The sequence below is a fragment of the Pseudomonas sp. 10S4 genome (assembly GCF_034344865.1).
Taxonomy (GTDB): domain Bacteria; phylum Pseudomonadota; class Gammaproteobacteria; order Pseudomonadales; family Pseudomonadaceae; genus Aquipseudomonas.
This window is the reverse complement of the sequence record NZ_CP133774.1, coordinates 1,165,018-1,187,714: the sequence shown is the minus strand read 5'-3', so window position 1 is coordinate 1,187,714 and position 22,697 is coordinate 1,165,018. Positions and strand designations below refer to the sequence as shown.

Sequence of the window (22,697 nt, the reverse complement as noted above, 5' to 3'; positions counted from 1 at the left end):
ACGTGTCTGGTGGTTTTACGACTGCTGCGCAGCCGAGCGGGAGCGAGCTCCCTCGCCACAAAAGCTCATCGGTACTTTCAGAGTGCCGCCAACGCCCCCTGATACAACACCGGCCCCGTCGGTTGCCCGGTCGGCGAACCACCCTTCGGCTCCAGGCTCACCGCCAACGCAATCGGCTTGCCGATCAGCGCCTTCTGCGCCTCGCTCAGCTCAACCTTGCCCTTGCCGCCCGCCGGAATCACCCCCAGGGAAATCGGCTTGCCGTTCGCCGGTATCGCCCACAGTTCCAGGCTGCGTCCCGGATCAACTGCCGCCAACGTCAACGGCTCAACTTGCAGGTAATTCTCGTGCGCTTGTACCTTGAGCGCCGGTTGCGCATCGGCCGTCAGCAGGGTCGCGCTGTAACGTGCTTCATCACGGTTATAAAGCACGCTCAGGAACATAATCACCGCCAGTGAACACACCGCGACCGTGACCCGCATCCAGTTCCAGAACGAACGCTTCTCTGGCACGTGCAGTTCTTGCGGATCGATGCGTGCGGTGATGCCTTGCCACACGCGATCCGGCACCGGTTGTTCAGGTAATGCTTCGGTCAGGCTGGTGAGGCTGTCCTGCCAGTTCGCCAGTTCCGCACGCAGAGCGGCGTCCTCCAGCAACAACTGTTCAAAACGCCGGCGAGCCGCAGCAGGCATCAAGCCGATGGCGTAATCGGCGGCAAGGGCGCGGCGCAAGGTCGGGGTTTGATAGTTCATGATTCCAGGCACCTGCGCAGGCGCTCCATACCGCGGCGGATCCAGGATTTGACCGAGCCCAGCGGCGCGGCCAGGTGTTCGGCCAGTTCAGCGCAGGACAGCCCCTGAAAATAGGCGACGGTGATCGATTGGCGCTGCATGCCTTCGAGGCTTTCCAGGCACTGGTTCAGGGCCTTGGCTTCGCGGGCGCGGTTTAACAATTCATGGGCCGAAGGGCTTTCATCCTCCAGGGCCTGTTCTTCAAGATCGGTCAGCGGCCGGTCGCGGTGTTTGCGCAATTGGTCGATGGCTTGATTGCGGGTGATGTTGATCATCCAGGTCAGCGGTGCCGACAGGTGCGATTCATAGCGCGAGGCGTTGTTCCAGATCCGTACGAAGCTTTCCTGCAGCACCTCTTCGGCCAGGTCATGCCGACCCATGAAACGCAGGGCGACACCGTGCAAGCGCGGGCCGACGCTGCGGTAAAGCGTCTCGAACGCGCGGCGGTCACCCAATGAACACTGGGCCAGAAGCTGCCTGAGCTGATCGGTGTCGGCGATGGAAATAACGGTTCTCCGGGCAATCGAGATAGCGGTGGTTGGCTGCGAGCGGTGCCGGTTGCAGGCAGAGGTTAGTTCACGGCGCGCAGTTGTTCCATTCACGGGCGGATACCTCAGGAAAACGCCGACCCCGATGCGCGGGGTCGGCGAGCACTGCTCAACCTTTGGGCATCAGCACTTTGTCGATGACCTGAATTACCCCGTTGGACTGGTTCACGTCATAGGTGGTGATGTCGGCGACGTCGCCTTTTTCATCCTTGATCACGATGTTGTGCGGGCCATTCATCATCGCCCACAGCTTGCCGCCGGCGACGGTGGTGAGTTCGGCGGTGCCGCCGCCGGCCTTGATCTTCTCGGCCAGGGTCATCATGTCGAGCTTACCGGCGACCACGTGATAGGTGAGGATGTGGGTCAGGGTCGCTTTGTTGGCTGGTTTGAGCAGGGTATCGACAGTGCCGGCGGGCAGGGCGGTAAACGCTGAGTTGACCGGGGCGAACACGGTGAACGGGCCTTTGCCTTTGAGGGTGTCGACCAGGCCGGCGGCTTTGACTGCGGCCACCAGGGTGGTGTGGTCGGCGGAATTCACGGCGTTATCGATGATGTCTTTGCTAGGCATCATGGCTTGGCCGCCAACCATTACGCTGTCATGACTCATGCTCGCCGCTTGCACGCTGTTCAGGGCGAATCCGCCGCCAAGGGCCAGGGTCAGCAGGCTGGCAATCAACGGGGTTTTGATCGAAGTGCGTTTCATGGGGGTGATCCTTGTGGGGGAGAATCGGCCAGGAGTGTCTGTCCGTGCTTGATATACGCAGGGGCGGCTAGACTGGATGCAGCACAACGGAATTCTTTTCTGACTGTGGTCAATTGTGGCGAGGGGGCTTGCCCCCGTTGGGTCGCGAAGCGGCCCCCGCATTTTCCAGGCTGATCGCATTCAACGGGCCGACGACTGCTTCGCAGCCGAACGGGGGCAAGCCCCCTCGCCACATAAAGCCCGCTCCTACAGGGGACAGGGAACAATCCTCTGGGGTGCCAGTCCAACACACAGTTTTTCGCCGTCCATGGGTGGGCGGTTTTATGCCTAAAGAGGTTGTCTCGATGAAGATTTCACGCGGTTTTGCACTGGCTTCGCTCATGACCCTGGCCGCCAGCCCGGTCTTCGCAGCATTCAGCCTGGACGATGTGACCAAAGCGGCTTCGAGCATGCAGGGCGGCGATGCGGCCACTAATGCCGCGCCGACCTCGCAAACAGCGGGCCTGCTCGGTGCGCTGACTTCGCAACTGAACGTCACCCCGCAACAAGCCGTCGGCGGCACCGGGGCAATGCTGGGGCTGGCGAAGAATCAACTGAGCTCCACCGATTACTCGCAACTGGCCAAAGACGTGCCGGGGTTGGACAAACTGTCCGGCGGCGGTCAGATGGGGGCGTTGGCCGGGATGCTCGGTTCGTCCGGTAAATCGGCCGGTCTGGAAAATGCCTTGGGCAATGTAAAAAGCACCAGCGACATGAACAGCGCGTTTGGCGCCCTGGGCATGGACAGCGGGATGGTCGGCAAATTTGCCCCGGTGATCCTCCAGTACCTCGGTGGCCAAGGCGTTGGCGGTCCACTGCTGAAAAGCCTGGGCGGGATCTGGGGCGCTGGCAGCTGATTCAGCGGCTCTCGGCGCGCAACGCGTCGATGCGCTGATCCTTTTCGATCCAGAGCTGGTTGACCCAGTTCTGGATCGTTTCGCGAAACACCGGATCGTTTTCGTAATCCCCCTGCCACAACGCCGGGTCCAGTTCGCGGGTCTGGATATCGATGATGACCTTCGGCACATTGCCGCTGATCAAATCCCAAAACCCCGGAATCCGTTGCTGCGGATACACCATCGTCACATCCAGAATGGCGTCCAGCTGTTCGCCCATCGCCGCCAGTACAAACGCCACACCGCCGGCCTTCGGCTTGAGCAGGTGCCTGAACGGTGATTGCTGCTGAGCGCTTTTTGCCGCGGTAAACCGTGTGCCTTCCAGATAATTCACCACCGTTACCGGCTGGCGTTTGTACAGCTCGCACGCGGCTTTGGTGATCTCCAGATCCTTGCCGGCCAGTTCAGGGTTCTTCGCCAGAAACGCCTTGGTGTAACGCTTCATGAACGGATAATCCAGCGCCCACCAGGCCAGGCCCAGGAACGGCACCCAGATCAATTCTCTCTTGAGGAAGAATTTGAAGAACGGCGTGCGCCGGTTCAGGGTCTGGATCAGCGCTGGGATGTCGACCCAGGATTGGTGGTTGCTGATCACCAGATAAGACGTATCGCCACGCAGGTCATCGCCACCGCGAATGTCCCATTGGGTTGGGATGCACAGCCGGAAGATCAGCTTGTCGATTTCGGCCCAGGTTTCGGCGATCCACATCACCGACCATGAGGCGTAGTCGCGATAACGGCCGGGCAGGACCAGTTTGAGCAGGGCAAACACCATCAGCGGGCCGAACAGGACCAGGGTGTTGAGTAACAGCAGCAGGGTAACGAAACAGCCGGTGAGCAGGCGGCGCATAAGTAACTCTTGGACGAATTTTGGCGCGCCATGATAAGCAGCTTCGGGCGGCAGGCCAAATCGGGGGTGACGAATGTTTCACCTTTACGGCGTTATGCTTCAGGCCATATGAAATAACCTGTGGCGAGGGAGCTTGCTCCCGCTGGGTTGCGAAGCAGCCCCAAAACCAAACACCACGCTGTTTCAGGTGTACCGAGTGAATTGGATTTACGGCTGCTTCGCAGCCGAACGGGAGCAAGCTCCCTCGCCACAAAGGTCTGTGCCAGTTCAACTATCATTGTTTTTTGCGGTCTAGAATTCGGCCTATGCGCCCCAATTCCCCAAGGAAGCCCATTACGTGAAATCCCTCCTTGCACTGCTGACCCTCGTGGCCCTGCCGGTCATGGCCGCCGAGCCGACCCTGTACGGGCGTTACGAATACATCGCGCTGCCGGAAATCGGCGGTGAAGTCCTCAAGGCCAAGATGGACACCGGCGCCCTGACCGCGTCGCTGTCGGCCAAGGACATCGAAACCTTCACCCGTGATGGCGAAGACTGGGTGCGCTTCCGTCTCGGCACCAAGGACGCGAGCAACAAGGTCTACGAGCACAAGATCGCGCGGATCAGCAAGATCAAGACCCGCGCCGAAGAAGACGAAGACGACAAGGACGTGAGCGCCCCGACCAAGCGTCCGGTGGTTGATCTGGAATTGTGCCTGGGCAACGTCAAACGCACGGTCGAGGTTAATCTCACCGACCGCAGCAGCTTCAACTATCCGTTGCTGATCGGCGCCAAGGCCTTGCGCGAGTTTGGCGCTGCGGTGAACCCGGCACGTCGCTTTACCGCGGATAAACCTGACTGCTGATTGACGGGATGTGAGGCTTGGGCCACCGTTGCGCAACTTAACTGCCGTGCTCGGACGCTATGCCTCATATCCTGATTGTCGAAGACGAAGCGGCCATTGCCGACACGTTGATTTTTGCGTTGCAGGGTGAAGGCTTCACCACGACCTGGGTGAGCCTCGGCGAGGCCGCGCTTGAGCATCAACGCCAGACCCCGGCCGATCTGATCATTCTCGACATCGGCCTGCCGGACATCAGCGGCTTCGAGACTTGTAAGCAATTGCGCCGCTTCAGCGAGGTTCCGGTGATCTTCCTCAGCGCCCGCGACGGCGAAATCGACCGGGTGGTGGGCCTGGAGATTGGCGCCGACGATTACGTGGTCAAGCCGTTCAGCCCGCGAGAAGTGGCGGCGCGGGTCCGGGCGATTCTAAAGCGCATGGCACCCCGTGCCGTGGCCGAAGTTTCACCGGTGCTGTTTCGCGTCGACAGCGAACGGGTGCAGATTAGCTATCGCGGCGAGCCCCTGAGCCTGACCCGCCACGAATTCCGTCTGCTGCAATGCCTGCTGGAACAACCCGAACGGGTGTTCAGCCGCGAGCTATTGCTCGACGCCCTGGGTGTGCCGGCCGATGCCGGTTACGAGCGCAGCATCGACAGCCATATCAAAAGCGTGCGCGCCAAGCTGCGGCTGGTGCGAGCCGACGCCGAACCGATCCAGACCCATCGCGGGCCTCGGCTACAGCTACAGTCCGGGGCACAGCTGATGGCGCTGGGCATCCGGATCTTTCTGGTCTATGTGCTGTTTATCGGCCTGACCGGTTACTTCGTGCTCAACACCGTGATGCAGGAAATCCGCCCCGGTGTGCGCCAGACCACCGAAGAAACCCTGGTAGACACGGCCAACCTGATGGCCGAGATCCTGCGCGATGACTTCAAGGCCGGCACTCTCAACCAGAATCACTGGCCAGAACTGCTCAACGCCTACGGCGAGCGGCAGCCGAAGGCAAGCATCTGGGGCCTGACAAAGAATCAGGTCAACAACCGCATCTACGTCACGGATGCCAAAGGCATCGTGGTGCTGGATTCCAGCGGTGTAGCGGTGGGCCAGGATTACGCGCGCTGGAACGATGTTTACCTGACCCTGCGCGGCGAATACGGTGCGCGCTCGACCCGCAGCGATCCCGACGACCCGAGTTCCTCGGTTATGCACGTAGGCGCGCCGATTCGTGACAACGGCCAGATCATCGGCGTGGTCACCGTGGCCAAGCCCAACAGTTCGCTGCAACCCTACGTCGACCGCACTGAACGGCGATTGGTCTATTACGGTGCCGGGCTGATCGGCCTCGGTCTGCTGTTTGGCGCGCTGCTGTCGTGGTGGCTGAGCGCGGCGCTGCGACGGTTGACTGCTTATGCCCAGGCGGTCAGTGAAGGTCGACGGGTCGAGGTGCCGCATTATCGCGGCGGCGAACTGGAGCAACTGGCGACAGCCGTGGAGCAGATGCGCACGCAACTCGAAGGCAAGGCCTACGTCGAGCGCTACGTGCACACCCTGACCCATGAATTGAAAAGCCCATTGGCGGCGATTCGCGGCGCGGCGGAGTTGCTTCAGGGCGAGATGCCGTTGGCCCAGCAGCAGCGTTTTGTCAGCAACATCGACAGCGAAAGTGCGCGGATGCAACAGTTGATCGAGCGGTTGCTGAACCTGGCTCAGGTCGAGCAGCGTCAAGGGTTGGAAGAACGAGTTGAAGTGCCGTTGGCGGCGTTAGTGGAAGAACTGCTGGACGCTCAGGCTGCGCGGATTGAAGGCAAACAATTGTGTGTTGAACAGAGGATTGCCGAGGATCTGGTTTTGATCGGTGAGCCGTTCCTGTTACGTCAGGCGTTGGGCAACTTGCTGGAGAACGCGCTGGATTTCACGCCGGCGCAGGGTGTTTTGCGATTCAGTGCCGAGCGGGTTGGTGAGCAGGTTGAGTTCAGGTTGTTCAACCAGGCTCAGGCGATTCCCGACTATGCGTTGCCACGCTTGAGTGAGCGGTTTTACTCGCTGCCGCGGCCGGACAGTGGGCGCAAAAGTACTGGGTTGGGGCTTAACTTCGTTGAAGAGGTGGTTAAGTTGCATGGAGGGCAATTATGGGTTGGCAATGTGGGCGGTGGCGTCGAGGCTCGGGTTCGCTTGCCTTGAGGTCCTTGGTAACTCAAGACACCGCCGAATCAGGTACTGATTTACGAGGCTTGTTTCGGTGGGCCAAGGCAAGTACCGGCCGTTCGATGAGCAACCATGAAAGAGTTGCCAGGCTAATGACAATGACGGTTGAAACGGCCATGGAAGGGAAGAAGGCCAGTTGTGTTTTATTGATGACCAATTGCTGTACGGGAAAGGCATACAGGTACATGCCATAGGAGATATCGAACCGTCCTCTGATGTTTTTATCAACGTACAACAAACCCAGACTGAGGGTTGCCAGGCTGATCCCCAGAGTTGCCAGAACCCAGACCATCGAAGTACCCAGTGATGCGAATACCAGAAGACAGCAAGCCACCAGGGTTATTGCCTTTGTGCGCACGCCACTGAAGCGGTCTTTATAAAACGCTATCAATGACCCGGCGAAAAACGCGATGCCGGCTGCGCAGTAGGCCAGAAGCTTCTGTGCCAGGGCATTCATCGGGTAGTTGCCCAGCACATAAGTCGCTATGCAAAATAGCAAGAGCAGCGTCCAAGGCATCATGGCTTTGCGGTATAGGGTCAGCACTAGTGCGAGCAGAATATAAAAAGCGAACTCGATTTTTAATGTCCACAGGCTTCCATTGAAGGATTCGCTGAATACGAAATCGCTGGTTATTTCATCAATAGTTGCCCGCCCGAACGCTGAAATTCGCAGAAAGTCGATGAGGGCTTCTTTCCCCGAGACATAGTCGCTGGCAAAAAAAGCCCCGGCTACATAAGTCATTACGAATGAGCAAACGATGAGCGCAGGAAAGATCCGGGCGACGCGTTTCACCAGATAGTCCTGAAGGCTGGCGGCATTCAAATAGCTGAGGGTAATCAACAACCCGGAAATGGCAAAAAAACAAAGCACCGCCACACCGCCCAGCGAGTTGTAACCTTGAATGACGGGCTCGTTCATACCCGCTAACACATAGTGATGACTTACCAGGACCATAAGGGCGGCAAGGTGCCTGATCAGGTCAAACGAGTTGTTTCGCAATGGAGCGCTCCTTGTCTGGTCTGCTTTGGAGCAAACCAACGGCCAAAATATTGAGCTGTACTTGGCCGGAAAATACTCCGGTAAATACCCGGAGATGGCCTTAAGGGGCCGCAGTGTGCCTAGGTGCAATCGGCTTTTACAGGCATTTCCACACAATCCCCACATAGCCTCCACGAAACCCCCACACACCCATCCCAGACTTCCCCCATCCAAACAGGGAGAGTCCCATGAACCGCAACCTGACCATAAAACTCGGGGCGATTGCCCTAATGATTCTGTTATTGATGATTCCGTTGCTGATGATCAACGGCGTGATCCAGGACCGTCAGCAACTGCGCGACGGTGTGCTCGAAGACATCGCCCGCAGTTCCAGCTACAGCCAGCAGTTGAGCGGGCCGCTGATGGTGGTGCCGTATCGCAAAGTGGTGCGCACCTGGAAACTCAACGAGAAAACCAACGAGCGTTACCAGGAAGTCGGTGAAGAACGCGGTCGTCTGTACTTCCTCCCGGAACACTTCGAACTGGATGGCCAGGTTCAGACCGAGCTGCGTTCCCGGGGCATTTATGAAGCGCGGCTGTTCCATGCCGACAACCGCATCAGCGGCCATTTCACGATCCCTGAACAACTGGGCATCAAGGAAGACTTCGCCGACTATCAGTTCGACCAGCCGTTTCTGGCTGTGGGCATCAGCGACATCCGCGGCATCGAAAACGCGCTGAAACTGGAACTCGATGGTCAGCGCCTGGACTTCGTACCTGGCAGCCAGGTCGGCTTCTTGGGGGAGGGCGTGCACGTGATGCTGCCGGCGTTGAATACCAGACAAGCCACGGAACTGGCCTTCGGTTTCGACCTGCGTTTGCAAGGCACCGGTCAGTTGCAAGTGCTGCCGGTGGGCAAGACCAGCAAAGTAGCGTTGGCCGCCAACTGGCCGCACCCCAGCTTTATCGGCAACTACCTGCCGGCCCAGCGTGAAGTCACCGATCAGGGCTTCACCGCGAATTGGCAGACCACGTTTTTCTCCACCAACCTGCAAGAAGCCTTGAACAGTTGTGTCTCCGGCGCTGGCTGTGACGCGTTCAACGGTCGCAGCTTCGGCGTGAGCTTCATCGACCCGGTGGACCAGTACCTCAAAAGCGATCGGGCGATCAAATATGCGCTGCTGTTCATTGTCCTGACCTTCGCCGGTTTCTTCCTGTTCGAAGTGATGAAAAGCCTGGCGGTGCACCCGGTGCAATATGCGTTGGTGGGCGTGGCCCTGGCGTTTTTCTACCTGTTGTTGCTGTCGTTGTCCGAGCACATCGGTTTTGCCTTGGCGTATGTGTTGTCGGCGAGCGGATGTGTGTTGTTGATCGGGTTCTATGTCTGCCACGTACTGCGCAGCGTGCGTCACGGCTTGAGTTTTTCGGCGGGGTTGGCGGCGTTGTACGGTTTGCTTTATGGCTTGTTGAGTGCCGAGGATTACGCGCTGTTGATGGGCTCGTTGTTGCTGTTCGGGTTGCTGGGTGTGTTCATGGTGCTGACCCGCAAGCTGGACTGGTACGGGATTGGGCAGAAGTCGGCCAAGCCGTTGGCGTTTGATATTGGAGCGGTGGAATGAGCCGGTCGTTGGGGTTGCGTGAGGATCAGCGGGAAGGGGAGGTGTTGGCGACGCTTATCTTTGGGTTGTTTCCGTTAGATCCGGTGTGGTGCATTCGCGAGCAAGCCCGCTCCCACAAGGGATCTCCAGTGAACACAATATATGTGCAAACCACCGATCAAATGTGGGAGCGGGCTTGCTCGCGAAGAGGCCGGTCCAGCCTATGAAGAGCTAAACCTTCGGCATCGTCGCCAACATCGAAGGCCGCTGACTCACTTCAAAAAACCACTCGGCCAGCTTCGGATTCGCCTCGCGCCATTCCAGATCGGGATGGCGCAAATCCAGGTAACCCAAGGCACAGGCCACACTGATCGCCGCCACATCGAAATGACTGGTCAGCTCGGCAATCGCATCCGCTTCCAGCAACGCCAAGGCACGGCGAATCTTCTCGCGCTGGGCATCAAGCCACTGCTCCCATTGTTTCTCCGGGGCGCGCAACGCTTGCTCGTAACGAATCATCACCGCAGCGTCCATGATCCCGTCGGCCAGGGAGGCCAGGGTCATGCGGCGCCAGCGGGCCGAGCCCTCGCGAGGGATCAGTGGATTGCCGACATGCTGGTGATCGAGGTAATCGAGAATCACCCGGCTGTCATGGATAACGTTGCCATCGGCCAGGCGCAGGGCCGGTATCTTGCCCAGTGGGTTGTCTTCGCAGAGCGCCAGGTCCGGGCTGACCGGCGTGAGTTGGCTGAGTTGCAGGGCAACACGATCGGTCTGACCGGTCTCGTGTAGCAGCACCATGACTTTGCGAACGAAGGGCGATGCGGGGTTGTGGAACAGGGTCATGCTCGGGGCGGACATGGCAGTGTCTCGATCAGTGGCAGTGCCGGGCAGCATAGCGCGTTGACCCGATAGCTCAAGATCAGAAATGCGGCTCGAAACCTGTAGGAGCAAAGCTTGCTCCTACAAGGATTGTGGTGTTTTGATCGGTCAGCGGCGTTGCAGCAACCCGCGCAAAGCGAGGAAGGCGGGGATGCCCAGGCCCAACTAGCTCAAGGCATCCCACACGCCATCGCCCAACAGCGCGTGAGCAGTGCGATCACCGTTGGGGTCGGCGCAGGGAAGCAATTGGCGTCAGACGAGGCGCCGGATATCTAAAACGAAGGCGCCCGCTGCCGTCGCTTCCACTGACTCAAACGCTGCTGCAGATTCAATGGGCTGTGAATCTGCTGCTGCCGCGCCCGGCTGAACAAGATCAACGCCAATTCCGCCGTGGCCAATGCATCGGCACTGGCGTTATGCCGCTCGAAGACTTCGAGCTTGAACCACTCAATCCACTCATCCAGCCCGGCCTCGCGGATGTTCGCCTGCGGGCAGACCAGCGGTGCAATGTCCGCCACATCCAGAAACGGATGCTGCAGCTTGTAGCCCAGATGATCTTTCAACGCGCGCCCGAGCATGTGCTGATCGAACGGCGCATGAAACGCCAACACTGGGCTGTCGCCCACAAACTCCATGAACTCGATTAGTGCCTGCGCCGGGTCACTGCCGGCAGCAATCGCGCTAGGCCCCAGGCCATGGATCAACACACTCGGCGCCAACTTCATGTCAGCACATTGCAGCGTGCGTTCGAATTGCTGACTGAAATCAATCGCGCCGTCCTCGATCACCACGGCGCCGATGGACAGCACCCGATCCTTGTTCAGGTTCAGCCCGGTGGTTTCCAGATCCAGCACCACCCAGCGTTGCTCGCGCAGGCTGCATTCACTCAACTGGGCGCCGACCGGCAAGCGTTCCAGGCGTTGTTGCAGATCCTCGGGCAGCAGCGGGGCGGCGGGGCGTAGCCATGAAAACAGACTCATAGCTGATACCGCAGGGTCAGGCTGCTTTGCAGGCGTTGGGCCTGGCGCAGGGACTCACGCAGGATGCGCCGGTCCAGATGATTGAGGCTGTCGGGATCGACGCGGTTGGAGTAGGGCAAGTTCTCCCGGGTCTGTAGTTGATGTTGCTGCATGCGGGTTTGCTGAATGAAGTGATACGCCTCTTCATACGCCGCACCGTCCAACCGTTCGATGACTTCTTTGGCTACCAGTTGGCGGAAGCGCTCCAGGGTGTTGTTGGTTTCAATGCCATTGGCCAGGGCGAGCAATCGGGCACCGTCGACAAAAGGCGTCAGCCCCTGGACTTTCAGGTCCAGCGTGGCTTTCTCGCCATTCTTGCGCGCCAGCACGAACTCACGGAAGCGTCCCACGGGCGGCCGGTTGCGCAAGGCATTGTCGGCCATCATCCGCTGGAACAACCGGTTATCCGCCACCTGATCGAGAATCCCTCGGCGCAGTTGTTCGCAGCCTTGTTCATCACCCCAAACCACCCGCAAGTCGAAATAAATGCTCGAGCCCAGCAGGTTCTCCGGCGTCGCCTCGCGGATAAACGCCGCGAACCGCCGGGCCCACTCGGCCCGGGACAAACACAGCTCAGGGTTGCCGGCCATGATGTTGCCCTTGCACAGGGTGAAGCCGCAGAGCGCCAGGCTCTGGTTGATCTGTTGGGCGATGGGCAGCAATTTACCGCGGATCTCGGCGGCATGCGCAGCGTCCCGGGCCTCAAACAGAATGCCGTTGTCCTGATCGGTGTGCAGCGTTTGCTCGCGACGACCTTCGCTGCCGAAGCACAGCCAACTGAACGGGATACCTGGGTCGCCTTTCTCGGCGAGGGTCAGCTCGATCACCCGGCACACGGTGTGGTCGTTGAGCAGGGTAATGATGTGAGTGATTTGGGTCGAAGAGGCACCGTGGGCCAGCATGCGCTCGACCAACTGGCCGATCTCGCCGCGCAGTGCCACCAGGTTTTCCACCCGCTGGGCGCTGCGGATGGTTCGGGCCAGGTGCACCAGATCGACCCGTTGCAGGGAGAACAGATCGCGCTCGGACACCACGCCGCACAGACGCTGATCCTTGACCAGACAGACGTGGGCGATGTGCCGTTCGGTCATGGCAATCGCCGCGTCGAAAGCGCTGTGGTCCGGCGTCAGGAAAAACGGCGCCTGGGTCATGTGCCGCTCAATGGCTTCGCTGAAATCGGTGGTCCCGTCGGCGACAACCTGGCGCAAGTCGCGCAGGGTGAAAATCCCCAGGGGCGCCTTCTGCTCGTCGACGATCACGATGCTGCCGACCTGTTGCTCATGCATCAGGGTCACGGCTTCACGCAGCGGCGTGGCCAGGCTGCACGTCACTGGGTGACGCATGGCCAACTCGCCCAGCCGCGTGTTCAGCGAGTACTGGGTGCCAAGGGTTTCCACGGCTTTTTGCTGGACTTGCTGGTTGACCTGATCCAGCAGGCTGCTGACCCCGCGCAAGGCAAAGTCGCGAAAGGTATTCGACAGGGCGAACAGCTTGATGAAGGCCAGTTTGTTCAGTTGCAGGCAGAAAGTGTCTTCGGCAGCCAGGTGTTCGGTACGAGTCGCCCGCTCACCCAGCAACGCGGCTAAAGGGAAGCATTCCCCCGTGGTGATTTCGAAGGTGGTTTCGGTACCACCCTTGGCCGTGTGCGGGCGTTCGCCAACCACCCGGCCCTGTTTGACGATGTAGAAATGCTCAACCGGGCCGTCGGCGGGCTTGATAATGCTCTCGCCGGGACCGTAGAAACGCAGCTGACATTGCTCCACCAGGTAGGCCAGGTGGGCATGTTCCATCTGATTGAAGGGCGGGAAGCGCTGGAGGAATTGCAAAGTGCCCTGAATGTTCTGCAACACCGCGGTTTTCCCTGCCTGGGTGAAGGCATCCGCTTTACTCATAACTATTACCGCAGTCTTTTTTGAATTGTTGTTGTCGGATCGTTCAGCCATGGTCGGCCCCTGCGTGCGGGGTGCCCATTGGACGTAAGTCTAGGTAGTCGGTGGATATGTCTATATTTGAGAGAAGTCCTACACACTTTGTGCGTAAAACCTTTCAATTTGCCTCTAGGAAAAATATCCGACGAAGTGCACATTGAAGCTCTGCTTAGCGATGTCTGACCATTGTGCTAGGGGATTGATTGAAAACGTAGAGTAAGCCATGTCCGACCACGATATTTTGAGTGACGCCGAGCGCGAGGCGCTCAGTGCGATCATGCTGGAACCCGATCTTCCGCCGCAGCGGGTGTTGATCGTTGACGACGACAAAGACGCTCGAGAACTGCTATCGGAGATCCTTGCGCTGGATGGCGTACGTTGCATGACCGCCGCCAGTGGCGAAACCGCGCTCAAACTGTTGGACACAACGCCTTCGATTGGCCTGGTAATTACCGATCTGCGGATGAAGAATGTTGATGGCCTGGACTTGATCCGCGAAGTGCGCGAGTCGGTCCGGGCGGCGATGCCGATCATCATCGTGTCCGGCGATGCCGACGTGAAGGACGCGATCGCCGCCATGCATTTGAGCGTGGTGGATTTTCTGCTTAAACCGATTGATACCGTTAAGTTGCTGGCGTTGGTCAAGCATGAGCTGGGGATGGAACCTTAACAAAGACTTCAAGCTGAGAGGGCTTTTGTGGCGAGGGGGCTTGGCCCCGTTGGGACGCGAAGCGGCCCCTGCTTTTTTCAGACAGGCCGCGTTCGCCGACTTTACGACTGCTGTGCAGCCGAACGGGGGCAAGCCCCTCGCCACAGGTGAGCGCATCCACAAATAAAAAAGCCCTGATCGAAAGATCAGGGCTTTTTCATGTCCAGCATCAGCGTTTAGTTACAAGCCATTGGCTGCCTTGAACTCACGACGACGACGGTGCAGAACCGGCTCGGTATAACCGTTCGGCTGCTTGGTGCCTTCGATCACCAGTTCGACTGCCGCCTGGAAGGCGATGTTGCTGTCGAAGTTCGGTGCCAGCGGACGGTACAGCGCGTCGTTGGCGTTCTGACGATCAACCACCGGCGCCATGCGCTTGAGGCTTTCCATCACTTGAGCTTCAGTGACGATGCCATGACGCAGCCAGTTGGCGATGTGCTGGCTGGAAATGCGCAGCGTCGCACGGTCTTCCATCAGGCCGACGTCGTTGATGTCCGGCACCTTCGAGCAACCCACGCCTTGGTCGATCCAGCGCACCACGTAACCGAGAATGCCCTGGGCGTTGTTGTCCAGTTCGTTCTTGATCTGCTCTGGCGTCCAGTTCGGATTGACGGCCAGCGGGATGGTTAGGATGTCGTCCACCGAAGCGCGAGCACGTTTGGCCAGTTCGGCCTGACGGGCGAACACGTCAACCTTGTGGTAGTGCAGCGCGTGCAGCGCGGCGGCGGTCGGCGATGGCACCCAAGCGGTGTTGGCGCCGGCCAGCGGGTGAGCAATTTTCTGTTCGAGCATGGCGGCCATCAGGTCCGGCATGGCCCACATGCCTTTACCGATCTGGGCACGACCTTGCAGGCCGGTGCTCAAACCGATATCTACGTTCCAGTTCTCGTAGGCGCCGATCCACTTCTCAGCCTTCATGTCAGCCTTGCGCACCATCGGGCCGGCTTCCATGGAGGTGTGGATTTCGTCGCCGGTGCGGTCGAGGAAACCGGTGTTGATGAACACCACACGCTCGCTGGCAGCCTTGATGCAGGCCTTGAGGTTGACCGTGGTACGGCGCTCCTCGTCCATGATCCCGACTTTCAGGGTGTTGCGTGGCAGGTCGAGCACGTCTTCGATACGCCCGAACAGCTCGTTCGTGAACGCGGCTTCTTCCGGGCCGTGCATTTTAGGCTTCACGATATAGACCGAGCCAGTGCGGCTGTTCTTGCGCGAGTTGTGGCCGTTGAGGCTATGGATCGCCGCGAGGCAGGTCACCAGACCGTCGAGGATGCCTTCCGGTACTTCGTTGCCTTGACTATCGAGGATCGCGTCGATGGTCATCAGGTGACCGACGTTACGTACGAACAACAGCGAACGACCGTGCAGGCTCAGTTCCTTGCCATCGACACCGGTGTAGGTGCGGTCGGCGTTCATGGTGCGAGTAAAGGTCTTACCGCCCTTGGAGACTTCCTCTGACAGATCGCCCTTCATCAGGCCGAGCCAGTTGCGGTAGATCACCACTTTGTCGTCGGCATCGACGGCAGCAACGGAGTCTTCGCAGTCCATGATGGTGGTCAGCGCGGCTTCCATCAGGATGTCTTTGACGCCGGCGAGCGTCGGTCTGGCCGACCGGGGTGCTGGCATCGACCTGGATTTCGAAATGCAGGCCGTTGTTTTTCAGCAGGATCGCAGTCGGTGCCGAAGCATCGCCGTGGAAACCGATCAATTGCGCGTCGTTACGCAGGCCGGTGTTGCTGCCACCTTTAAGGGCGACCACCAGTTTGCCGTCAACGATTGTGTAGCGGGTGGAGTCGACGTGAGTGCCAGCGGCCAATGGCGCGGCTTCGTCGAGGAAGGCACGGGCGAAGGCGATGACCTTGTCGCCGCGGACCTTGTTGTAGCCTTTGCCTTTCTCCGCGCCGTCAGCTTCGCTGATGGCGTCGGTGCCGTAGAGCGCGTCGTACAGCGAACCCCAGCGGGCGTTCGAGGCATTAAGCGCGAAACGGGCGTTCATCACCGGCACCACGAGTTGCGGACCGGCCATGCGGGCGATTTCGTCATCGACGTTTTGCGTCGTTGCCTGGAAATCGGCCGCTTCTGGCAGCAGATAACCGATGTCTTGCAAGAAGGCCTTATAAGCCACGGCGTCGTGTGGTTGACCGGCACGGGATTGGTGCCAGCCGTCGATACGAGCCTGGAAATCATCGCGTTTGGCGAGTAGGGCTTTGTTCTTCGGCGCCAGGTCATGAATGACCTTGTCGGCACCGGCCCAGAACTTATCGGCGGTGAGGCCGGTACCGGGAATGGCTTCGTTGTTCACGAAGTCGAACAGGACTTTGGCGACCTGCAGGCCACCGACTTGAACGTGTTCAGTCATTGCTTGCCTCACTCTGCTCAGCTATTTCGCTTTTCAGCTCTTCAATTTTGACAATGAAGCCTCTGGCCATTTAAACCACAAACCCGTCCGCCAGTACATGCCCTTGCGGGCGGCTGGGTTCGGTCCAATCAACGGCTTGGAGGCCTTGCTGACGGGGCTTTCAGGGTTGCGAGTGTGCCGGTGGCAGACATCGATCCAACGTTATGTAGTGTGCGCTGCGGCATACTACATGATGAATTGCGCTTGTGAAAATTAGACTAATTACGTCGTTCTGCGACCCCATGACGCATTGCGGTCATGTCGGGGAACGGGATGTTCTCAAAAAACTATTAGATTGTTCCAGTTAAATATAAAAACTTGTACACGATTTGTGTTTTTGCAGGGGCGTCGGTGGTGGCCCATTCGCGGGCAAGCCTCGCTCCTACAGGCCCGCGTCGTTCTCATGCGGATTAACGCCGACCTTGTAGGAGCGAGGCTTGCCCGCGAAGGCGTCAGTCGATTCAGCACCGAAACAACCCTTGCCTATACTTCTCTTTCTATAACAAAAAGAGGGCTGCGCCATGGACCACCTCGTACTCACCGTATTCGCGCCGGACAAGGCAGGGCAGGTCGAGCGCATTGCCCAATGCATCGCCGAGCATGGCGGCAACTGGCTGGAAAGCCGCATGTCGCGCATGGCCGGACAGTTCGCCGGGATTCTTCGGGTGGGTGTGCCGGCCGAAGCCTACGACGAATTGGTTGATGCCCTACAGGCGTTGTCCGCTCATGGCATTCGGGTGCTGATCGCTGAAAGTGGCATCGAGCAATCTTGCACCTGGAAGCCGATTGCCATGGAGCTGGTGGGCAACGACCGGCCGGGGATCGTGCGCGACATCACTCGTTTACTGAGCGAGCAGGGCGTGAACCTGGAACGCTTGGTCACTGAAGTACGCCCGGCGCCGATGAGCAGCGAACCGCTGTTCCATGCCGAAGCGATTCTCGCGGTGCCGCTGACGTTGTCCCTGGACGTGCTGCAATCACGGCTGGAAACCCTGGCCGATGACTTGATGGTTGAATTGGTCCTGCGCAGTGATCCCTGACAGTGTTATCCAAGTTTAACGTGCACCTGCCTGTGGATAACCTGTAGAGATACCCCGCCAGGCCAAGCCGGCCGGGGTTCTTCAGGTTCTGATCAAAAAACCAGCAGTTTCAACAAGTTGCGCACAAACGGCGGGGATCACGCTGTGGATAACCTTTGGAAGGATTGATGCAGGCCACGAAAGACGTGGCCTGTAGAGGTTTGTGCGTTTTTTGATCAGCGACGGCGACGCATACTGATCACCGCATCGACGCTATAAATCGCCAGGCCAGCCCAGATAAAGATGAACGCCACCAGAGTGCTGGACGACAGGTGTTCACCAAACAGCAGAACGGCTTGCAGCAGCACCAGCGTCGGCGCCAGGTATTGGAGAAATCCCAGCGTGGTGTAGGGCAAATGCCGCGCGGCGGCGTTGAAACACACCAGCGGCACCAGCGTCACGGGGCCGGCCGCCACCAGCCACCAGGCTGCGGACGTGGTCCAGAACTCGGCCTGTGCGCTGCCCGCTGTCGGGTTGAACAGCAACCAGGCCGTGGCAATCGGCACCAGCATCCAGGTTTCCACTACCAGACCCGGCAACGCCTTGACCGGCGCTTGCTTGCGGATCAGCCCGTAGAAACCGAAGGTCAGCGCCAGCACCAGCGAAACCCACGGCAGACTGCCGACCTGCCACACCTGTTGCGCCACGCCAACCGCCGCCAGACCCACCGCCAGCCACTGCATGCGCCGCAGTCGTTCACCGAGGATCAGCATCCCCAGCAACACGTTCACCAGCGGGTTGATGTAGTAACCGAGGCTGGCTTCGAGCATTCGTCCGTTGTTCACCGACCACACATAAGTCAGCCAGTTGGCCGCGATCAGCGTGCCGCTCAGGGCCAGGATTGCCAGCCGTTTCGGGTTGTCGCGCAACTCGCGCCACCAGCCCGGATGTTTCCAGACCATCAGCAGCAGGGCGCCGAATAGCGCGGACCAGAGCACGCGGTGGATGATGATTTCTACAGCCGGCACCGAGGCGATGGCTTTGAAGTAGATCGGGAAAAGTCCCCAGATGATGTAGGCACTCAGGCCCAGGATGTACCCGCGACGCGGGTTGGCAGCTTGCATGCAGAATCCTTGCTTAGGCAGCTAACAAAGTAGGGGATTGTAAGGAGATTTGTAGGAACGGTCGCGGACCAATGTGGGAGCGGGCTTGCTCGCGCCGGCGTCGGATCAGTCGACATTGATGTTGAATGAGCAACCGCTTTCGCGAGCAAGCCCGCTCCCACAGGGGATAGGGGAAATCAGAAGAGTTTTAGCGGTTCTTCGTTGAGTGCAGACAGTTGCTCACGCAACGCCAACACCTGATCCCCCCAATACCGCTCACTGCCGAACCACGGAAAACTGTGGGGGAATGCCGGGTCATCCCAGCGCCGGGCCAGCCAGGCGCTGTAGTGCATCAGGCGCAACGCCCGCAGCGGTTCGATCAGCGCCAATTCCCGCGGGTCGAAGTCGTGAAATTCGTTGTAGCCGTCCATCAATTCCGACAACTGACCGAGACATTCCTGACGATCCCCGGCGAGCATCATCCAGATGTCCTGCACTGCCGGGCCCATGCGGCAGTCGTCGAGGTCGACGATGTGGAACATCTCGTCGCGGCACATCATGTTGCCAGGGTGGCAATCGCCGTGCATGCGGATGTTCTGGTGCGGCGTGGCCTTGTAGACCTCTTCTACTCGTTTGAGCAGATCACGAGCGACGGACTCGTAGGCCGGCAGCAGGCTTTTCGGGACGAAATTGCCTTCGAGCAAAGTGTTCAGCGAATCGTGACCGAAGTTCTTCACGCCCAGCGCTTCACGGTGCTCGAACGGCTTGGTTGCCCCGACGGCGTGCAGGCGCCCGAGCAATTGGCCCAGGCGATACAGCTGATCAAGATTGCCCGGCTCCGGCGCCCGGCCGCCACGGCGGGGGAACAGGGTGAAACGGAACCCGGCGTGCTCGTGGAGGCTGGCACCGTTGTGAATCATCGGCGCGACCACCGGCACATCGCATTCGGCGAGTTCGAAGGTGAACTGGTGTTCTTCGAGGATCGCTTCGTTGGTCCAACGCTGCGGGCGATAGAACTTGGCGATCAGCGGCTCGGAGTCTTCGATGCCGACCTGGTAGACGCGGTTTTCGTAGCTGTTGAGCGCCAGAATGCGAGCATCGCTGAGAAAGCCGATGCTTTCGACGGCATCGAGCACGAGGTCTGGGGTGAGGGTTGCAAACGGGTGGGCCATGCTGACTCCTGCGCGCAGCAGGCTGCCGCGTCCGGCCAAGCATGGTAGCGCAGACGGGGCTTCTATAGTGGTTGGGCTTGAGATGAGTGTTGTCTGGGCGGACGCCATCGCGAGCAGGCTCGCTCCCACATTGGATTTGTGAACACATAACCCTGTGGGAGCGAGCCTGCTCGCGATGGGGCCGTATCAGGCGCCGACGACCCCGCCATCTTCACGGGTAATGGCCATCACTGAAGAACGCGGTTTGCCATTCGGCAGGTGCTCTGGGAAGGTCGAGCCACCGTTTTCCCCCGGATGCTGAATCCCGACAAACAAGGTTTTCTGATCCGGCGAAAAGCTGATCCCCGTTACCTCACAACCAATCGGCCCGACCATAAACCGGCGAATTTCCCCAGTCACCGGATCAGCGCAAAGCATCTGGTTATTGCCCATGCCCGCGAAGTCTGCGGCATTGCTCGAATCGCCATCAGTCAGAATCCACAAGCGTCCAGCCTCGTCGAAACCCAAGCCATCCGGGCTGTTGAACATGTTCTGCGGCGTGATGTTCGACGAGCCGCCCTTTGGCGTGCCGGCGTGAACCCCCGGATTGCCGGCGACCACGAACAAGTCCCAGGCAAAGCTTTCCGAGCCGTGATCATCACGGTCGGTGCGCCAGCGCAGGATCTGCCCGTAAACGTTTTTCTCCCTTGGGTTCGGCCCGCCGACGGGTTGGCCGTCTTCGCCGCGCTTGGCGTTGTTGGTCAGGGTGCAATAAACCTGGCCGTCCTTGGGACTGACCACGATCCATTCCGGGCGGTCCATGCGCGTGGCGCTGACGACGCTGGCCGCGAGGCGAGCGTGAATCAACACCTCGGCCTGATCGGCAAAGCCACTGCTGGCGTCGATGCCGTTTTTGCCGTGGGTCAGTTCGATCCACTGGCCCTGGCCTTTCGGATGATCGGCGTTGCCGTCGCCGGCGTCGAAGCGCGCGACATATAAGGTGCCGTGGTCAAGCAGGTCGCGGTTGGCCTTGGGATTGCCGTGGTCGATTTTGTCGCGGCTGACGAATTTGTAGATGAACTCACCGCGCTCGTCGTCGCCCATGTAGACCACGGCGCGCCCGTCATTGGTTTCAGCCAGGGCGGCGTTCTCGTGCTTGAAACGGCCCAGGGCGGTGCGTTTGACCGGGGTCGACTGCGGGTCGAACGGGTCGATTTCCACCACCCAGCCGTGGCGGTTGAGTTCGTTAGGATTCTTCGCCAGGTCGAAACGCGGGTCGTGTGGGTGCCAGTTGATTTCCTTGCTGGCGGCCACGGCACCGTAGCGTTTTTGCGCGACATCGAATTTTTGCTCGGCGTTGCTGCTGCCGAAGCAATCGGTGAAGTTCTCTTCGCACGTCAGGTAGGTGCCCCAAGGCGTCTTGCCGTTGGCGCAGTTCTGGAAGGTGCCGAGGACTTTCTTGCCGTGCTTGTCGGCGCTGGTCTTGAGCAATTCGTGACCGGCCGCCGGGCCGCTCAAGCGCAGCGGCGAGTTGCCGTGGATGCGGCGGTTGTAGCGCGAGCCTTGAACGAATTCCCACTGGCCACTGCGACGTTGTACTTCGATCACCGATACGCCTTCGCAGGCCAGGGCCTTGCGCACGTCTTCCGCCGATTGCGGCATGCCGCCGTGGGGATAGAGGTAGCGGTAGTTGGTGTATTCGTTGTTGATCGCCATCAGCGCACGGTCGTTGTCGCCTGGGAAGGCGAACAGGCTCATGCCGTCGTTGTTGTCGCCGAACTGGACTTCCTGGGCCTGGGCGGTGCCGTTACCGCTCGGGTCGAAGGCCGGGCCATTCTTTTGCAGAGGCTGGCCCCAACTGATCAGCACCGAGGACTTGTAGCCTGGCGGCAAGGTGATGACGTCAGTCGTGGCGGAGGCGATGCTGTTGAAACCCAGCAAATTGCTCGAGCCGGCGCTGACACTGGCGGCCAGCACGCTGCGGCTCAGCAGGTTGCCACCGAGGAACATCGCCGCACCGCAGAGGGCGCCGGCGCTGATGAAACCACGACGGCTGAGGCCGACCATTTTTTCCAGGTCGGTGGGTTGGTTCTCTTCTAATAGGCTCACATCAGGCTCCCTGCTGGATTTTGCAGTCACCTTAGTGAGCGTTAGTGAAGGTTTTGTTTCAGAGTGGAGTACCCAGCAGGACGTTGGACGGCGCAAATTGCACGAGCACCGGGCTGTCGATGGCGAGGCCGGAGGTTCTTAAATGCAGCGGCTCGGCCAGGGCGCAGAGTGTCTGGCCGTTGGGCAGGCCGATGCGCACTTCGCTGGGGCCGTCTTCGGCGTCGAGAATCTGCTCGATAATGCCTTTCAGACAATTGTTGCCAGGTGTTGCGGGTTGGTCGATGGCCAACAATTCCAGCCAGCCGGCCTTGATCAATGCGACGACTTCGGTGCCGGTTTGCAGTTCCAGGCGCAGGGTGCTGTCGTGGGTGATCTGTGCATCGATGCTTAAGCCTTCGGCCAGTTCCAGACGGATGCGGTCGTTGCGACCCTGGGATTCGATCGCCATCACTCTGCCGTGCAATTGATTGCGCGCGCTGGTGCGCAGCATCAGCCGACCGAGCAAGTCCAGATCGCTGGCGTCTTCGGCCGCTTCAAGCACCTGAGCCTGTAACACTTGCAGCTTTTGATACAGCCGCAAGACGCGCTCGCCTTCGCTGGACAACTTGGCGCCACCGCCGCCCTTGCCGCCGACGCTGCGTTCCACCAGTGGTTTTTGCGCGAGGTTGTTCAATTCATCGATAGCGTCCCACGCCGCTTTGTAACTCAAGCCCGCGCTTTTCGCGGCGCGGGTGATCGAGCCTTGTTCGGCGATGTGTTGCAGCAGGGCAATGCGCTGCGGACGGCGGACAATGTGCTGGGACAACAACGTAGGCAATGACATGGCAGGTGCTTTGGGTTGTGGCGATGGGAGGACGTTGGCGGCTTGGGCTGCGGGAGTCAAGCCAGACGGTAGTCCTGTGGGAGCGGGCTTGCTCGCGAAAGCGTCAGTTCAGTCGACATCTGCGT

19 protein-coding genes and 2 pseudogenes are annotated in these 22,697 nt (G+C 59.6%); 8 read left to right on the top strand and 13 right to left on the bottom strand.

Annotation, left to right across the window (positions count from 1 at the left end):
- Positions 1-77: 77 nt before the first annotated feature.
- The 3 genes from RHM58_RS05630 to RHM58_RS05620 are packed head-to-tail and all read right to left on the bottom strand — an operon-like array spanning position 78 to position 2,042.
- Entirely contained in the window at positions 78-752 is a 675-nt protein-coding gene (locus RHM58_RS05630) for an anti-sigma factor domain-containing protein (RefSeq protein ID WP_201256683.1), read from the bottom strand.
- Positions 749-1,393, bottom strand: a complete 645-nt coding sequence (locus RHM58_RS05625) for a sigma-70 family RNA polymerase sigma factor (RefSeq protein WP_201256684.1) — start codon at positions 1,391-1,393, stop codon at positions 749-751. The genes RHM58_RS05630 and RHM58_RS05625 overlap by 4 nt, the downstream gene beginning before the upstream one ends.
- A 55-nt stretch (positions 1,394-1,448) precedes the next feature.
- Complete coding sequence (locus RHM58_RS05620; protein ID WP_201256685.1) at positions 1,449-2,042, bottom strand: fasciclin domain-containing protein; 594 nt, start codon at positions 2,040-2,042, stop codon at positions 1,449-1,451.
- Between the two features lie 344 nt (positions 2,043-2,386).
- On the opposite strand from RHM58_RS05620, the gene RHM58_RS05615 reads away from it, so the two are divergent.
- Positions 2,387-2,938, top strand: a complete 552-nt coding sequence (locus RHM58_RS05615; RefSeq protein WP_201198357.1) for a DUF2780 domain-containing protein — start codon at positions 2,387-2,389, stop codon at positions 2,936-2,938.
- Position 2,939: 1 nt separating this feature from the next.
- Here the strand turns inward: RHM58_RS05615 and RHM58_RS05610 are convergent, their stop codons facing one another.
- Complete coding sequence (locus RHM58_RS05610) at positions 2,940-3,827, bottom strand: acyltransferase (RefSeq protein ID WP_201198356.1); 888 nt, start codon at positions 3,825-3,827, stop codon at positions 2,940-2,942.
- Between the two features lie 337 nt (positions 3,828-4,164).
- On the opposite strand from RHM58_RS05610, the gene RHM58_RS05605 reads away from it, so the two are divergent.
- From RHM58_RS05605 to creC, 3 genes and pseudogenes are all read left to right on the top strand, one after another.
- Positions 4,165-4,671 (top strand): ATP-dependent zinc protease, encoded by a 507-nt coding sequence (locus tag RHM58_RS05605; protein ID WP_201198355.1) that lies wholly within the window; start codon positions 4,165-4,167, stop codon positions 4,669-4,671.
- A 59-nt stretch (positions 4,672-4,730) separates the two neighbouring features.
- Positions 4,731-5,412: pseudogene (creB, locus tag RHM58_RS05600) on the top strand (two-component system response regulator CreB).
- Positions 5,412-6,830, top strand: a complete 1,419-nt coding sequence (creC, locus tag RHM58_RS05595; RefSeq protein ID WP_322269833.1) for a two-component system sensor histidine kinase CreC — start codon at positions 5,412-5,414, stop codon at positions 6,828-6,830. The pseudogene creB and the gene creC overlap by 1 nt, the downstream one beginning before the upstream one ends.
- Before the next feature lie 13 nt (positions 6,831-6,843).
- On the opposite strand, the gene RHM58_RS05590 is transcribed toward creC, so the two are convergent.
- Positions 6,844-7,854: an acyltransferase family protein gene (locus tag RHM58_RS05590; protein ID WP_201256687.1), complete on the bottom strand. Its 1,011-nt coding sequence runs from the start codon at positions 7,852-7,854 to the stop codon at positions 6,844-6,846.
- 227 nt (positions 7,855-8,081) lie between these two features.
- Here RHM58_RS05590 and creD point away from each other — a divergent pair, with 227 nt between their 5' ends.
- On the top strand, positions 8,082-9,452 hold the full coding sequence (gene creD / locus RHM58_RS05585) for a cell envelope integrity protein CreD (RefSeq protein ID WP_201198349.1): 1,371 nt from the start codon (positions 8,082-8,084) through the stop codon (positions 9,450-9,452).
- 210 nt (positions 9,453-9,662) lie between these two features.
- On the opposite strand, the gene RHM58_RS05580 is transcribed toward creD, so the two are convergent.
- Positions 9,663-10,292 (bottom strand): glutathione S-transferase, encoded by a 630-nt coding sequence (locus RHM58_RS05580; protein WP_201256688.1) that lies wholly within the window; start codon positions 10,290-10,292, stop codon positions 9,663-9,665.
- Between the two features lie 96 nt (positions 10,293-10,388).
- Here RHM58_RS05580 and RHM58_RS05575 point away from each other — a divergent pair, with 96 nt between their 5' ends.
- On the top strand, positions 10,389-10,589 hold the full coding sequence (locus tag RHM58_RS05575) for a hypothetical protein (protein ID WP_322270941.1): 201 nt from the start codon (positions 10,389-10,391) through the stop codon (positions 10,587-10,589).
- Here the strand turns inward: RHM58_RS05575 and RHM58_RS05570 are convergent.
- Together RHM58_RS05570 and RHM58_RS05565 are read right to left on the bottom strand one after the other, a co-directional pair.
- The gene (locus RHM58_RS05570) at positions 10,586-11,293 is read right to left on the bottom strand and encodes a PolC-type DNA polymerase III (protein WP_201256689.1); all 708 of its coding nucleotides are present in this window, start codon (positions 11,291-11,293) and stop codon (positions 10,586-10,588) included. The genes RHM58_RS05575 and RHM58_RS05570 overlap by 4 nt on opposite strands.
- Complete coding sequence (locus RHM58_RS05565) at positions 11,290-13,224, bottom strand: putative nucleotidyltransferase substrate binding domain-containing protein (RefSeq protein ID WP_322269832.1); 1,935 nt, start codon at positions 13,222-13,224, stop codon at positions 11,290-11,292. The genes RHM58_RS05570 and RHM58_RS05565 overlap by 4 nt, the downstream gene beginning before the upstream one ends.
- A 259-nt stretch (positions 13,225-13,483) precedes the next feature.
- Between RHM58_RS05565 and RHM58_RS05560 the strand changes: the two genes are divergently transcribed.
- A complete protein-coding gene (locus RHM58_RS05560) occupies positions 13,484-13,930 on the top strand; it encodes a response regulator (protein ID WP_201198332.1) in 447 nt (148 codons plus the stop codon).
- A gap of 219 nt (positions 13,931-14,149) precedes the next feature.
- Here RHM58_RS05560 and RHM58_RS05555 read toward each other — a convergent pair.
- Positions 14,150-16,328, bottom strand: a pseudogene (locus RHM58_RS05555) (malate synthase G).
- A gap of 560 nt (positions 16,329-16,888) precedes the next feature.
- On the opposite strand from RHM58_RS05555, the gene RHM58_RS05550 reads away from it, so the two are divergent.
- Entirely contained in the window at positions 16,889-17,407 is a 519-nt protein-coding gene (locus RHM58_RS05550; RefSeq protein ID WP_201198328.1) for a glycine cleavage system protein R, read from the top strand.
- 215 nt (positions 17,408-17,622) lie between these two features.
- Here the strand turns inward: RHM58_RS05550 and rarD are convergent, their stop codons facing one another.
- From rarD to RHM58_RS05530, 4 genes are all read right to left on the bottom strand, one after another.
- Positions 17,623-18,510, bottom strand: coding sequence for an EamA family transporter RarD (rarD, locus tag RHM58_RS05545; RefSeq protein WP_201198326.1), 888 nt, complete (start codon positions 18,508-18,510; stop codon positions 17,623-17,625).
- Positions 18,511-18,686: 176 nt separating this feature from the next.
- Positions 18,687-19,661: a serine/threonine protein kinase gene (locus RHM58_RS05540; RefSeq protein WP_054616850.1), complete on the bottom strand. Its 975-nt coding sequence runs from the start codon at positions 19,659-19,661 to the stop codon at positions 18,687-18,689.
- 186 nt (positions 19,662-19,847) lie between these two features.
- Positions 19,848-21,749, bottom strand: coding sequence for a PhoX family protein (locus RHM58_RS05535; protein ID WP_201198302.1), 1,902 nt, complete (start codon positions 21,747-21,749; stop codon positions 19,848-19,850).
- A 58-nt stretch (positions 21,750-21,807) separates the two neighbouring features.
- Positions 21,808-22,572, bottom strand: coding sequence for a TOBE domain-containing protein (locus RHM58_RS05530; protein WP_201256690.1), 765 nt, complete (start codon positions 22,570-22,572; stop codon positions 21,808-21,810).
- Positions 22,573-22,697 lie beyond the last annotated feature (125 nt).

Coding starts and splice junctions, on each gene's coding strand:
- RHM58_RS05620 (WP_201256685.1), bottom strand. CDS start 2,042: ATGAAACGCACTTCGATCAAAACCCCGTTGATTGCCAGCCTGCTGACC.
- RHM58_RS05610 (WP_201198356.1), bottom strand. CDS start 3,827: ATGCGCCGCCTGCTCACCGGCTGTTTCGTTACCCTGCTGCTGTTACTC.
- rarD (WP_201198326.1), bottom strand. CDS start 18,510: ATGCAAGCTGCCAACCCGCGTCGCGGGTACATCCTGGGCCTGAGTGCC.
- RHM58_RS05540 (WP_054616850.1), bottom strand. CDS start 19,661: ATGGCCCACCCGTTTGCAACCCTCACCCCAGACCTCGTGCTCGATGCC.
- RHM58_RS05565 (WP_322269832.1), bottom strand. CDS start 13,224: ATGAGTAAAGCGGATGCCTTCACCCAGGCAGGGAAAACCGCGGTGTTG.
- RHM58_RS05570 (WP_201256689.1), bottom strand. CDS start 11,293: ATGAGTCTGTTTTCATGGCTACGCCCCGCCGCCCCGCTGCTGCCCGAG.
- RHM58_RS05550 (WP_201198328.1), top strand. CDS start 16,889: ATGGACCACCTCGTACTCACCGTATTCGCGCCGGACAAGGCAGGGCAG.
- creC (WP_322269833.1), top strand. CDS start 5,412: ATGGCGCTGGGCATCCGGATCTTTCTGGTCTATGTGCTGTTTATCGGC.
- RHM58_RS05560 (WP_201198332.1), top strand. CDS start 13,484: ATGTCCGACCACGATATTTTGAGTGACGCCGAGCGCGAGGCGCTCAGT.
- RHM58_RS05530 (WP_201256690.1), bottom strand. CDS start 22,572: ATGTCATTGCCTACGTTGTTGTCCCAGCACATTGTCCGCCGTCCGCAG.
- RHM58_RS05630 (WP_201256683.1), bottom strand. CDS start 752: ATGAACTATCAAACCCCGACCTTGCGCCGCGCCCTTGCCGCCGATTAC.
- RHM58_RS05615 (WP_201198357.1), top strand. CDS start 2,387: ATGAAGATTTCACGCGGTTTTGCACTGGCTTCGCTCATGACCCTGGCC.
- RHM58_RS05580 (WP_201256688.1), bottom strand. CDS start 10,292: ATGTCCGCCCCGAGCATGACCCTGTTCCACAACCCCGCATCGCCCTTC.
- creD (WP_201198349.1), top strand. CDS start 8,082: ATGAACCGCAACCTGACCATAAAACTCGGGGCGATTGCCCTAATGATT.